General features: G+C 64.3%; 12 protein-coding genes. 2 read left to right on the plus strand and 10 right to left on the minus strand.

Annotated elements, in window-relative coordinates:
- Positions 1-55 precede the first annotated feature (55 nt).
- The 7 genes from Q8K99_13580 to Q8K99_13610 form a co-directional block, all read right to left on the minus strand.
- Positions 56-2710, minus strand: coding sequence for a heavy metal translocating P-type ATPase (locus Q8K99_13580; GenBank protein MDP2183582.1), 2655 nt, complete (start codon positions 2708-2710; stop codon positions 56-58).
- 10 nt (positions 2711-2720) lie between these two features.
- Positions 2721-3254, minus strand: a complete 534-nt coding sequence (locus Q8K99_13585) for a cupredoxin domain-containing protein (protein MDP2183583.1) — start codon at positions 3252-3254, stop codon at positions 2721-2723.
- A gap of 26 nt (positions 3255-3280) precedes the next feature.
- On the minus strand, positions 3281-4576 hold the full coding sequence (locus Q8K99_13590; protein MDP2183584.1) for a sulfite exporter TauE/SafE family protein: 1296 nt from the start codon (positions 4574-4576) through the stop codon (positions 3281-3283).
- A gap of 77 nt (positions 4577-4653) precedes the next feature.
- On the minus strand, positions 4654-5010 hold the full coding sequence (locus Q8K99_13595; GenBank protein MDP2183585.1) for a hypothetical protein: 357 nt from the start codon (positions 5008-5010) through the stop codon (positions 4654-4656).
- 30 nt (positions 5011-5040) lie between these two features.
- Positions 5041-5667, minus strand: coding sequence for a methionine biosynthesis protein MetW (gene metW, locus Q8K99_13600; protein MDP2183586.1), 627 nt, complete (start codon positions 5665-5667; stop codon positions 5041-5043).
- Between the two features lies 1 nt (position 5668).
- Complete coding sequence (locus Q8K99_13605) at positions 5669-6817, minus strand: homoserine O-acetyltransferase (GenBank protein ID MDP2183587.1); 1149 nt, start codon at positions 6815-6817, stop codon at positions 5669-5671.
- A gap of 3 nt (positions 6818-6820) precedes the next feature.
- Positions 6821-8122: a PLP-dependent transferase gene (locus Q8K99_13610; GenBank protein ID MDP2183588.1), complete on the minus strand. Its 1302-nt coding sequence runs from the start codon at positions 8120-8122 to the stop codon at positions 6821-6823.
- A 346-nt stretch (positions 8123-8468) separates the two neighbouring features.
- On the opposite strand from Q8K99_13610, the gene Q8K99_13615 reads away from it, so the two are divergent.
- Together Q8K99_13615 and Q8K99_13620 are read left to right on the plus strand one after the other, a co-directional pair.
- The gene (locus Q8K99_13615; GenBank protein MDP2183589.1) at positions 8469-9056 is read left to right on the plus strand and encodes a flavin reductase family protein; all 588 of its coding nucleotides are present in this window, start codon (positions 8469-8471) and stop codon (positions 9054-9056) included.
- Positions 9057-9073: 17 nt separating this feature from the next.
- A complete protein-coding gene (locus Q8K99_13620) occupies positions 9074-9532 on the plus strand; it encodes a GNAT family N-acetyltransferase (GenBank protein MDP2183590.1) in 459 nt (152 codons plus the stop codon).
- 18 nt (positions 9533-9550) lie between these two features.
- Here the strand turns inward: Q8K99_13620 and Q8K99_13625 are convergent, their stop codons facing one another.
- The 3 genes from Q8K99_13625 to Q8K99_13635 are packed head-to-tail and all read right to left on the minus strand — an operon-like array spanning position 9551 to position 12740.
- Positions 9551-10006, minus strand: a complete 456-nt coding sequence (locus Q8K99_13625; protein MDP2183591.1) for a response regulator — start codon at positions 10004-10006, stop codon at positions 9551-9553.
- Positions 10007-10022: 16 nt separating this feature from the next.
- Positions 10023-10391, minus strand: a complete 369-nt coding sequence (locus Q8K99_13630; protein MDP2183592.1) for a response regulator — start codon at positions 10389-10391, stop codon at positions 10023-10025.
- 3 nt (positions 10392-10394) lie between these two features.
- Positions 10395-12740 (minus strand): response regulator, encoded by a 2346-nt coding sequence (locus Q8K99_13635; protein ID MDP2183593.1) that lies wholly within the window; start codon positions 12738-12740, stop codon positions 10395-10397.
- Between the last annotated feature and the right edge of the window lie 51 nt (positions 12741-12791).

Below are 12791 nucleotides of genomic sequence, written 5' to 3' on the forward strand. Positions count from 1 at the left end.
CGTTCCTTTCCGGGAATCGGGAGGAGCACAGGCGTGCTCCTCCCGGTCGGGTGTGCTATGCGGCGTTCCGCGCAAAGCTCGGGCGGAAACGCCTGAGAAGCAGAGAACTCGTGACCACGCTGACACTTGAGAGCGCCATTGCCGCGCCCGCCAACTCTGGACGGAGTAGGCCAAGAGCGGCGATCGGGATGCCAAGCGTGTTGTAGCCGAGCGCCCAGAAGAAGTTCTGGTGGATCTTGCGCATCGTGCGGCGCGAGAGCTCGATCGCTGTCACGACGTCGCGCAGGTCGTTCTTGATGAGCACGATGCCGCCGGTCTCCATGGCGATGTCGGTGCCCGCTCCCATCGCGATGCCGACATCGGCTTGAGCTAGCGCCGGGGTGTCGTTGATGCCATCGCCGACCATGGCCACGGTGAGGCCACGGGATTGCAGCTTCGCGACTTCCTCGGCCTTGTGCTCTGGCAAGACCTCGGCTAGCACGTTCCCCGGCTCGATTCCAGCCTGGGCCGCAATGGCCTCGGCGGTCCGGCGGTTGTCGCCCGTGATCATGAAGACCTGGACACCCATCTGCGCAAGCCGCGTCACAGCCTCGGCACTGTTGTCCTTGAGCGTGTCGGCCACAGCGATCATTCCTGCAAGCCTCGACGAGTCGAGGCCTACGAGCATGACCGTCTTGCCTTCGCTCTCCAGAGCTGCGATGCGCTCTTCGAAGCGTCTGGTGTCGATTCCTTCGCGGACCATCAGCTTGCGGTTCCCGAACGCGACGCGCATGGTGCCCACGGTGCCTTCGACGCCGTGGCCGGGAACGGCCGAGAACCCTGTCACGTCGGCGAGCTCGACGCCGGTGGCCTTCGCGTGCGCGACAATCGCCTCGGCGAGCGGGTGCTCGGAGTTGCGCTCCAGCGCAGCCGCGAGAGCGAACACCATGTCGGGATCGGTCTCCTCGGCCAGCTCGATGTCGGTGACTACGGGCGTACCGTGCGTGAGCGTGCCGGTCTTGTCGAACACGATCGCTTGGATCTTGTAGGCGGTTTCGAGCGCTTCTCCGCTCTTGATGAGGATGCCGTTCTCGGCGCCCTTGCCGGTACCGACCATGATCGCCGTCGGTGTGGCCAGACCGAGTGCACACGGGCACGCGATCACGATGACCGCGGTACCTGCGAGCAGGGCCTTCACGAATGGCGCGGCGCCTGCGTAGAAGGACGGATCGACGAAGTTCGGGACTGCGAAGAGCCACACGAGGAACGTGACCAGCGCTGTCGCCACGACTGCGGGAACGAACACCGCGCTTATCCGGTCAGCGAACCGCTGGACGGGGGCTTTGGACCCTTGCGCGTCTTCGACGAGCTTGATGATCTGCGCGAGCGCGGTGTCGGCACCGACCTTCGTGGCGCGGAACTTGAACGAACCGAGCTTGTTCATCGTGGCGCCGATGACGCCGTCGCCGGGGTTCTTCTCCACGGGAATGGACTCGCCGGTGAGCATCGACTCGTCCACCGCGGAGCGGCCCTCGGCAATCACACCGTCGACCGGGATCTTCTCCCCGGGACGCACGACAACGAGATCGCCGGCGATGACCTGCTCAACGGGAATGTCGACCTCTTCGCCGCCGCGCACGACACGAGCGCTCTTCGCGGCGAGCCCCATGAGCTTCTTGATGGCATCCGACGTCTTGCCTTTCGCGCGCGCCTCGAGCAGCTTGCCGAGGATGACGAAGGTGATGAGCAGGGAGGCGGTCTCGTAGAAGACCGGCTCGGCGTGCAGCGACGGGAGCAAGGTGGCCGCGAGGCTGTAGAAGTACGCCGCGCTCGTGCCGATGGCGATGAGCGTGTCCATGTTCCCGGTCCTGCGCTTGAGCGCGTGCCAGAGGCCGCGGTAGAACTGCGCGCCCGCGATGAACTGAACCGGCGTCGCGAGCGCGAGACCGAGGAACTTGCCCACGATCATCGGCTCCCACGCGCCACCAAAGGTCTCAGCAAGCCAGGTCGCGGCGGCAAGCGGCCAGGACATCATGAACGGCGGGACCATGAACAGCACGAACAGCGGGATCGAGAACACGAGTGAGAACAGGAACAGATTGCGCTCGTGACTCCGGTGCGCAGCCTGTGCCACGGCCTGTGCGTCCTCGGCGGGAGCACCGGGGGCAATGTCGACTTTGACGACGGCGTCGTAGCCGGCCGCCCGAATGGCTCCGATGAGATCGTCGATGCCAAGGACCGTCGGGTCGAACTCGATCGTCGCGCTTTCGGCGGCCAAGTTGACGGCTGCCGAGGAGACGCCCGCAACGCGTTGCAGGGTCTTCTCGATGACCGCAGAACAAGACGAGCACGTCATGCCGATGAGGCCGACTGTCGCCGTGCCAGTCGCGGTCACAGCCTCTGGCTTCGCTGCCAACAGCGGCGTCGCGCCGTAGCCTGCCGCTTTGACGGCGGCCGCGATCGCAAGCTCGTCGGTGATGGCGGAATCGAAGACCACCGTCATCTTCTCCGTGGCCAGGTTCACGTTGACTCGCGCGACCCCAGGTAGCCCCGAGATGACCTTCTCGATGACGGCGGCGCACGAAGCGCAGGTCATCCCTGTCAGCGCGAAAGACGCTTCCTCTAGCGCGGCGTGTGTGTCGGACGAACCGTCCACAGGCGCGCAAGGGACTTCGTCGGGCAGTACCGGGCAGGCGGTCCCGCCCTGGATTGGAGTGTGAGCTGTGGTCATGATTGTCTCCTTACTCGACCACGATGGTGCCGAAGACCATCTCCATGCCGCACGAGAACGAGTACGTCCCCGCTGTCAGTGCAGGCAGATTGATCGTCTTGGAACCGGAATTGAGATCCTCGTAGAACCCGAGGTCCTTGGAGAGCACTTCGCCTGTGCACCCGCTCGACTGGCTGAACGTGATCTCAGCAGGGATGTCGGCCACGAGCTTGATGGTGTTGGGATCGTAGTAGCCTTGCGAGACGTCGACGCTGATACGCTGGACGTCGCCCTCGACGGCTGCGGAGCCCTCTATCGGCTCGCTGGGTCCGCCACCACCGCAGCAGGCGCACGCCGCACCTGGACCCGTGGGATCGGACTCCGACGGCACCCCGGTGTCGTTGTAGGCAACCTGCGCCGTCGCGGCACCCGCACCGCCGACCCGAAGCTCTGCGAAACGCGCTGAGGCGAACCGGTAAGACGCGAAGAATACGACCAGGACAAGCCCTGCAACGATGGCCCAGCGGCCGAACGAAGTGCTCGCCTGAGTGCTGTTGTTCTGCATATCTGCACTACCTTTCTCGTTTGTCATCATGCGAACGCGCCCCCGAGAACGAGACCCATCATCACAGCGACACCGATGGTCGCTCCAACAGCGATCAGTTGCATGGGGGTGAAGCCGAAGAGGGACGCCGGAGCCGGGGTAGTCTGTCCCGCACCGGTCTTCCGGTTCCTCCCGGCCGTGGCGGCAACCGGCTTGCGGCGCATCATGAAGATGAGCCCACCTGCTATGCCGGCAGCTCCGAACAAGACGGGGACCGTGTTCTGGCCCACCGCCGAGGCCCCGGCGCCGCCAACAGAGAGCTGACCCGACATCATGCCCATGCCGCAGGTCAGGGTGTAGGAGCCGGCCTTCGCGGCGGGCAGGTCGACGATCGTCGTCGCGAACGGCTCCAGATCGACGAGCACGCCGAGCTGCGGCACCGCAAGCTGGTCGGAGCACGCGCTTGCCTCCTGCCTGTCAACGACAAGCCGGACGGGCTGGTCCGCGGGAATGCTCACGACCGACGGCTGGAACTGCACGTTGGCGATGGTAAGGGGAACCTCGACCACGCCATCGGCGCCGGCCTGGTACTCCTCGGCAGGTGTCGTCTGCTGCGTAGGCCCGCCAAGGACAGCCTGCCTGATGCTCTGGGCCGTGACCGGCGAGCCGAGGAGCATCGCGCCCCGGTTCAGATACACGAGGCCGAAGGCAAGCACGACGACCGCAAGCGCGACCATCGCGCGCTCCTTGAGGCGCTTGGGGATCAAGCTGGATGCGGTGCCGAAGACGAGCATGAGCGGAGCGGTCCCAAGGCCGAACGCAAGCATCGCGAGCGCTCCGGCGCCCGGGCTCCCGGCGGCGGCCGCATTGAGTTGCGCGGCGATCAGGGGAGCACACGGGAAGAGACCCGTGAGAAGCCCGAATGTGACCGGTGTGCCGAGCGAACTCACGCCGGCTTCGGCGTCGGTGCGCGCCTTCTTGCCTACGCGCGACAGCGCGGTCACGAGGAACTTCGGGGGCTTCGGGGTCAGCCGGGCCGCCCAGGGAAACTTGCCGGTCATGCCAAGGGCAAGGACGATCATGAACAGGCCTGCGGCGACCATCACGTAGGGCCGGATGGCGTCGAGGTTGAGTGCGGAGCCAACGGCCCCGAGCACAAGCCCGACGAGCATGTAGCTCAGTATCTTGGCCGCCTGATATGCAAGATTCGGTGTGATTCGCGCAGCCCAGGTATCGTCCTTGGCGCCCTTGAGCGCGTACGACACCACCATCGGGCCACACATGGACACGCAGTGCAGGCTAGTGACGAGCCCAAGCGTGAACATCGGTAGCAATAGGTCCACGGTCCCTCCTCGCGGGATCGAAGGTGCACAGGTACCCGCAGCGGCGCTTTCGCCGTGCGGTCAGCGAGGAGGTGGGTCTAGATCAGGAGGCGGCCCCAGAGAGGGTCGTCAGGTGGCCGAGGAGGCTCGTCCACGGTGGCGAGCGTCCACAAGGGGCGCCGCGCCATCACAGGTGCCTTGAAGTAGGCCGCGAATACGGCGACGGCGAACATCATCACCAGGAACTGGGCGAGGACGCCCGAAGCGGCGTCCGACGGGAAGTACATATGGTCGCAGTTCAGCAGCGACGTGAGCCCGCCCATGCCCATGTGGTGACCGTCGGCAACGGGTCCACACAACGCCATCATGCACATGGGAATCAGGACGACGACGATCGCGACGGCCGAGAGAACGGCGATCGGAGCATAGCGTGCATCTCGGAGCTTGCGGATCATTGGATCCCCCGTCAGCTGTTCCTGGGCGTCTCAGAGCAATGTTCGTGCCGATTCGACCACCGAGACCACAGTCTCTGACAAGAGGTTGCGCAGAACCCGAACCCGGCGTGTGTTCCGAGAGCCTCGCGCACGCAGTGTGATCTCCTGGGCAATCTCCACACTGTTCGCGCGGCAGAACTCGCGAAAGTCGAGGAGTGTCGTGTGGTGAATGTTCGGCGTCTCGTGCCACGTGTAGGGGATAGTCCTGGACACGGGCATTCTACCCCGAAACGCCAGGTATGCCCGAACGCGCCAGTGCGCGAAGTTGGGGAACGAGATGATTCCATGGCGTCCCACCCGCAGCATCTCGCGCACGACCAGTGCGGGTCGACGAACGACCTGCAGTGTCTGTGAAAGGATGACGACGTCGAACGCGCCGTCGGGAAAGTCCGCGAGCCCATCATCGAGGTTGGCCTGGACCACGGCAAGCCCGCGTGCGACGCACGCAGCAACGCTCTCGGCGGCGAGTTCCACGCCCCGGACAGTGCACCCGTGCACGTCTCGCAAGTACACGAGGAGCGCTCCGTCCCCACAGCCGAGATCGAGCACGCGGGAACCCGGAGGCACAAGGTCGGCAATCAACAGCAGGTCCCCTCTGAGCAGCTCGGAGGTTGTCACGCTACGCACCTCCCATCCGGGCGCCCACTTCGAGAAACGGCGTGATCAACCGGCCCTGCGCTTCGGGTTCGAGCAGAAACGCATCGTGCCCGTACGGGCTCTGTATCTCGGCAAACGCAACCTCCGCGCCCACCTGCTGCAGCGCGCGCACGATCTCGCGGGACTGGTACGTGGGAAACAGCCAGTCGCTCGAGAACGAGATGATCAGGAACCGGCTGTCGATACCCGCGAGTGCATCGGCAAGCGAACCGACGTTTCCGCACAGGTCGTAGTAGTCCATCGCCTTCGTCATGTACAGGTAGGTATTCGCGTCGAAGCGCTCAACAAACTTCCGACCCTGGTGTGCGAGGTAGCTCTCCACCTCGAACTCGGTGACGAAGTCGAAGGCGTGCGCATCGCGATCGCACAGGCGCCTCCCGAACTTCGCGCGCATCGACTCGTCGGACAGGTACGTGATGTGACCAACCATGCGGGCGACCCCGAGGCCGTTATGCGGCTGTCCGTGGTCGTGGTAGTGCCCGCCCCGGAAATCGGGATCGCCGAGGATCGCGGTCCGCCCGACCTCGTTGAACGCGATCGCCTGAGCCCCGAGACGCCACGTGGAGGCAATTGCCATTACCGCATCGACCTTGTTCGGATAGCGCTTCGCCCACATAAGCGCTTGCATTCCGCCCATCGAACCTCCCACGACGCACGCGAGCCGCTCGACGCCGAGCACGTCCAGAAGTGCCACCTGCGCATCTACCATGTCCTCGATGGTCACAAGCGGGAAGTCGAGCCCGTAGGGCCGTCCGGTCGCAGGGTTCGCGGAACCCGGTCCGGTGGTGCCGGAGCATCCTGCCAGGACGTTGGCACACACGACGAAGTGTCGGTCGGTGTCAATCGGCTTGCCGGGACCGACCATCATATCCCACCAGCCGGGCGCGTCGTCGCCGCTACCGTCCGGTCCTCGCGCCACGTGTGCGTCACCCGAGAGCGCGTGGCACGCGAGCATAACGTTCGAGTCGTCTTCGGCGCGCGTCCCGAACGTCTCGTAGGCTACCTCGACGTGTTCAAGTCGACGACCCGAAGACAGCGTCAGGCCATTCGCAAGCTCGACCAGACGCGGGCCGGACGCGTTTCGAACGCGTCTACCGGTCACGGTGTCCATCGATCACACCCGACCTAGCGCCTGGTCGAGATCGGCAATGATGTCCTCGACATCCTCTATCCCGACAGAGATCCGCACGAAATCGGGGCCGATCCCCGCACGCTCAAGCTCTTCGGCGGACAGCTGGGAGTGCGTCGTCGAGGCCGGATGGATGATGAGCGACTTGGCGTCACCCACGTTGGCGAGATGGCTGAACAGCTCCACCGATTCGATCAGCGTGCGCCCGACTTCCAGGCCGCCCTTGACGCCAAAGACCACGACGCCGCCGTAGCCGTTCGCGAGGTAGGTGTCGGCGTTCGCTCTCGTTGGGTGATCGTCGAGCCCGGGGTACGTGACCCACGCGATCTTCGGATGCGTCTGTAGATAGCGAGCAACGCTGAGAGCGTTGTCGCAGTGCCGTTGCACTCTCAGTGAGAGCGTCTCGACGCCAAGGAGGAACTGCTGGGCGTTGAACGGAGACAGCGACGCACCGAGATCTCGCTGGAGTTGCACCCGGGACTTGATGGCGAATGCGACGTTGCCGAGGCCGGGGAAATCGCCGAACACGTCCCAGTACTTGAGGCCGTGGTAGCTCGGATCCGGATCGGTGAAGCCGGCGTGACGCCCGCCAGACCAGTCGAACGTGCCTCCGTCGACGAGCACGCCGCCGATCGAGGTGCCGTGCCCGCCGATCCACTTGGTCAGCGACTCTACCACCACCGCCGCGCCGTGCTCGATGGGACGGCAAAGATACGGGGTCGCGAAGGTGTTGTCCACGACGAGCGGTATCCCGAGCAAGCCAGCGGCATCTGCCAGTCCCGCAAGATCCGGCACGTCAAGCCGGGGGTTGCCGATGGTCTCAACGAACCACGCCTTGGTCGTTGCGTCACTCGCGGCGGCGAACCCGTCGGTATCGGTCGTCTCCACGAATCGCACGTCGATGCCCAGACGACGGAAGGTGTGAAGGAAAATGTTCCAGGTGCCGCCGTAGAGCGAGGTGGAGCTGACGATCGAGTCCCCGGTCTCGCAGACATTGAGCAAGCCGAGCACTTCGGCAGCGTGCCCCGACGCAACTGCCAGCGCAGCCGTCCCGCCTTCCAGCGCCGCGATGCGCTGCTCCAGCACGTCGTTGGTAGGGTTCATGATGCGCGAGTAGATGTTGCCGAACTCACGCAGGCCGAAAAGATCGGCCGCGTGTCCGGTATCGCGGAAGTTGTACGCGACGGTCTGGTAGATGGGGACGGCGCGCGACCCGGTGGTCGGATCGGGGGACTGGCCACCGTGGATGGCAACGGTGTCGAATCGGGGTGCGGTCGAATCGCTCATGGTGGCGCCTCGCTTTCGGTTCTCGATTGGCGAAGAGGAACAGATGCCCGCCGGCTAACTCCCGGCAGGGAGCAGTGTCCGCCCAGATCCAGCGCATACGCGCCGAGACCCGGGCCGGGTCATCATCATGTCCATCATCGTCACGAGCACCGATGCGGTAGCCATGAGCCTTCGATCACACCTCCTTCACCTGTCGCGATTGGCGGTCCTCATGCAAGGACCGTACCGATTCGTGAAATCATAGCGAACTCCTTGGCAGTATTCACGCACGAGTCTGATGCGGAATCGCGGGCCCAAGAGCTGCGCTACACTTGCCGGAGACCCTCCCCGACACCCGGAGATCGCCATGAAGAAGCGCCTCGGTCCATCCGATCGTATCTATCCGATGCCGAGCCCGCTTGTCGTGGGGGGCACGATGGAGAAGGCAGACACCATGGCCGTGGCGTGGATCGGCATCGCGAGCGGCGCCCCTCCGAGCATCGGGATGGCTCTGCGCAACACGCGCCACACCCTCGAGCTGATCCGCGAGACCGGCGAGTTCACCGTCAATATCCCGTCTGCTTCGCAGGCTGCGGTAGTCGACTACTGCGGCATCACGAGCGGGCGCGACCACGACAAGTTCGCCGAGACCGGGCTGACCCGCACACCGGCAGCCGTGGTCGCAACGCCGCTCATCGAGGAATGCCCCTACAACCTCGAATGCCGCGTCACTCACGAGGTGGAGGTCGGCGAGTACGTCTTTGTTATCGGCGAGGTGGTCGAGACCCATGCCGAGGAGAGTGTGCTCGACGAGACCGGCGCCAAGGTCGATGTCGATCTGCTCGACCCGCTCGTCTACATCGCGGGCAGTCGCGACTATCGCAGGCTCGGCGAGAAGATCGCCGACGCGTTCTCCGTCGGCAAGACGCTTCGAGACGGTGGCGACACGAAGTGAGCGCAAGCGAAGCCACAGTGCGTGACGCACGTCCCGAGGAGGCCGTCGCGATCGCAGCGCTCATCCGTATCGCGTTCCAGTCGCAGGCCAAGCTCTACGAAGACGACACCCTCCCGCCGCTCTTCGAGACCGCCGAGACCGTCCGCGCCGCAATGACCGCCGGCATCGTGCTCGTCGCCGAGGAGAGCGGACGCATCGTCGGCTCGGTACGCGGCGACCTTGCCGACGGGACGTGCCGGGTCGGGCGTCTGGTGGTGGAACCGGACGTGCAGGGCCAAGGAGTCGGCCGTGTACTCGCCTCGGCGATCGAACAGCGCTTCGCGGGCGCAAGACGCTTCGAGATCTTCACCGGGCATCGCAGCGCAGGCCCACTGCACCTGTATACGAGCCTGGGGTACGCCGAGTTCAGACGCGAGAACGTGGGCGAGCGCCTCGACCTCGTCTTCCTGGAGAAGACGGGCCCCGGCGCCCGCTAGACGTTCGTCCTGGTACTGCTACTCGAGACCCCGGCGCATGATCTGCGTCATCGCACGCAACTTGCCGACCTGCTGCGAGCGGTGCCTCTCGAGCTCGGACTTGCGGCTCGGATCCAACATCGCGTCGACGTAATCGGCAAGCTCAGAAGGCTTGAACGGCTTGGTCATATACTCGCCGCTGCCCGAATCGAGCGTGTCGAGCTGGTTGTCGAGATCGCCCACGGCCGACAAGAACACGATCGGAATACTCTTGGTGGCCGGGTCGGCCTGCAGGCGCCGACGAACCTCGTGTCCGTCCATCCTCGGCATCATGATGTCGAGCACGATAAGGTCGGGCTTCTCGAGCCGGACCTTGTCGAGCGCCTCTTCACCGTTGTGTGCCACGACCACGTCGTAGCCACGCGCACTCAGGGTCGCGCTGACGAGCTTGACGATCGACGGCTCGTCGTCAACGGCCAGAATCCTCTTTGCCATGCTCCCACCCCTTCGTCTACGCGCCGTCGAGAACCTCCGCGACAACATCGCCGAGGACGCTAGGCGTGAACGGCTTGCATACATACTTGGTCGCGCCGCGGCCTATTCCTTCTTCTTGCTCGTAGACCTGGCTCTTTGCCGACAACATTACAACCGGGATGCCCGCCGTGTCCTGGTCGGCCTTGAGCTTCTCCAAAGCCTCGAATCCGGTCATCACCGGCATCATGACGTCCATCAGAATCAGGTCCGGATGGTGCTCCTTCGCCAGCGAGATTCCGGTCGGCCCGTCCGACGCCTCGAGTATCTCGTGACCACGATTCTGAAGCGAGAACGACACGAGGCGCCTGATATGCGGTTCATCGTCGACCACGAGGATGCGCGCCATCAGCTACTCTTCCTTGCCAAGGAAACGTTCGATGCTCTCGACAAGATGTTCCGGCAAGAAGGGTTTGCTGACCTGCTCGGCCGCGAGCTTGACGATGTCGATGTGCTTCTCGTCGATCCGGTGGGCCGTCATGACGACGATCGGTATCTCCCTGGTCGCGTCATGACTCTTGATTTCCTGAATGACCTCATACCCGTCCATGACCGGCATCTGAAGATCGAGCAGTATCAGGTCGGGCTGCCGTTTCTCGACAGCCTGCAGCGCCTCGGCTCCGTCGTATGCGCACTGCACGGCGAACCCTTTGGCCCGAAGCATCGTCGACAGCGTGTCCACGATGTGTCGATCGTCATCCACCACGAGAACGACCGGAGAGTCCTTCGAGCCCACGAGCTCGTCAACGACTTTCACGAGACGGGCGTGGTCAATCGGCTTCTCGAGATAGTCTGCGGCACCGTGGCGGAGGCTCTTGCCTTCGTCGCACACGATCGAGAGCACAACGACCGGGACATCCCGCGTCGCTGGATGGTCTTTGAACTCCTGGAGGAGTTCAAAGCCGTCCGCGTCGTCGAGCATGACGTCAAGGGTGATGAGACGTGGCTTCGCGGTCTCGGCGACGGCCAAGGCCTCCTTCGCCGAGTGGGCCTTCACGACATCGTAGCCCCGCTTCTGGAGGTACTTCTCGATGAGGTCGGCGATCTCAGGGTCGTGGTCGACCACGAGTACGGTCCCTCCGACCACAAGCGGCGCCTCGACAGATGGCGTTCGCACCAGCTCGTCCGGCGCGACCGGCAGGCTGAAGCTGAATGTGCTCCCCTCGCCGGCGACGCTCTCGACCCAGATCGAGCCGCCCATCAGCTCGACGACCGTCTTGCAGATCGAGAGGCCAAGACCTGTGCCGCCGATCTCGCGAGTGAGAGTCGAGTCGACCCGGAAGAACTTGGTGAAGAGCTGAGCCTGGTCCTCTTCGGAGATGCCGATTCCGCTGTCCGAGACCGATATCACGACGAGGTCGCCGTCACGGCCGACACCGATCGTCGCAGCTCCGCCGCCGGGAGAGTACTTGATGGCGTTGCTCACGAGGTTCATCATGACCTGCCCTACCCGGTCGCGGTCGCCCGCAACGCGCGGCAGATCGTCGCCCACCTTGGCCGAGAGTTCGACGTTGGATTGATCCGCATAGGTGCGAAAGGTATCTAGCACGCCTTGGACGATCTCCGGCAGCTCAAGCGGTTCGAGCTTGAGGTGCACGCGGCCCGACTCCATGCGGGAGATGTCGAGCAGGTCGTTGATGAGCTCGACCAGCCTGTCGGAGTTCTCCTGCACGATCTGGAGGAACTCACGCTGGATGTCGTTGATCTCGCCCGCCTCACCGTCGACGATGAGGTCCACGTACCCCTTGATCGAGGTCAGCGGCGTGCGCAACTCATGGCTGACCATCGACACGAACTCGTTCTTCATAACCGCGATCTCCCGCGCGGCCGTCACATCGTGGAGAGTGGAGACGCAACCGATGTAGCGCCCTGCACGGTCGATGACCGGGTTGGTCCGGACCTCAAGCACCCGGTGCTCCGGCACTTCGATCATCACCTCGGCCACGTCGTTGCTTCCCGGTTCGCCAAGGATCGGCGAGTTCTTCCGAAATACCTCACATGTCACACACGCCGCCGCTTTGTCCCGGTATGGGACAGGAGTACCATCCGGCCCCGGCGTCCCACACCGCAACCAGCAGCGAAGGTCCTCGGACCCGTATTGCGGGCAATCGAGCACGTTGCAGCTGCGGATGTCCCAGCACGGCTCGACGCTGTCCTCGTCGGGCAGCACCTGACCGAGCAGCTCGCCCATGCTCACATGCTGCCCGATGGCCTCCCGGACCTTGTCGCCGAGCATCTCGACCGCCGCAGGATTCGCGTACGTCACGCGACTGTCGGGGGCGAACACGAGCAAACCATCTCCTGCGCCGGCAAGAATCGCCTCTGCACGCTCCTGCTGGCTGACGAGTTCGGAGTCATCGCGCATCACGATCGCTACGCCGGCCTGACTCCCGCTATCGAAGGGAACCGCCTTGCAGCTGAGGACGCGGTTGTTCACGTTCACGACGACTGGCACTATGGGTGCGTCGCCGCCCTGGCTGACAAGCTCCCGCACCAAGTCGACGAGCTCCGGCACACCGATGGACGCCATGTCCTTGCCGACCACATCCCCACGAGAGATGCCAAGGAACTCCTCGGCGACCTCATTGAACAACCGTACACGGCTGTCGTCGCCGACGATGACATAGCCCTCGGAAGCGTTGGCCATCAGTGTGCGGATGTGGAGTTGCTTCCTGGCCTCTTCGCCGGGCTGCGCCACTGCGACCGCCCCTCTCATTGAACGAAACTGCGTATCACTTGGGTTTTCGAC

The sequence above is a fragment of the Actinomycetota bacterium genome, assembly GCA_030682655.1.
Taxonomy (GTDB): domain Bacteria; phylum Actinomycetota; class Coriobacteriia; order Anaerosomatales; family JAUXNU01; genus JAUXNU01.

Excerpts from the sequence above, each read along its gene's own strand:
- Q8K99_13580 (MDP2183582.1), bottom strand. The coding sequence starts at position 2,710 with ATGACCACAGCTCACACTCCAATCCAGGGCGGGACCGCCTGCCCGGTA.
- Q8K99_13585 (MDP2183583.1), bottom strand. The coding sequence starts at position 3,254 with ATGCAGAACAACAGCACTCAGGCGAGCACTTCGTTCGGCCGCTGGGCC.
- Q8K99_13595 (MDP2183585.1), bottom strand. The coding sequence starts at position 5,010 with ATGATCCGCAAGCTCCGAGATGCACGCTATGCTCCGATCGCCGTTCTC.
- Q8K99_13605 (MDP2183587.1), bottom strand. The coding sequence starts at position 6,817 with ATGGACACCGTGACCGGTAGACGCGTTCGAAACGCGTCCGGCCCGCGT.
- Q8K99_13610 (MDP2183588.1), bottom strand. The coding sequence starts at position 8,122 with ATGAGCGATTCGACCGCACCCCGATTCGACACCGTTGCCATCCACGGT.
- Q8K99_13615 (MDP2183589.1), top strand. The coding sequence starts at position 8,469 with ATGAAGAAGCGCCTCGGTCCATCCGATCGTATCTATCCGATGCCGAGC.
- Q8K99_13625 (MDP2183591.1), bottom strand. The coding sequence starts at position 10,006 with ATGGCAAAGAGGATTCTGGCCGTTGACGACGAGCCGTCGATCGTCAAG.
- Q8K99_13630 (MDP2183592.1), bottom strand. The coding sequence starts at position 10,391 with ATGGCGCGCATCCTCGTGGTCGACGATGAACCGCATATCAGGCGCCTC.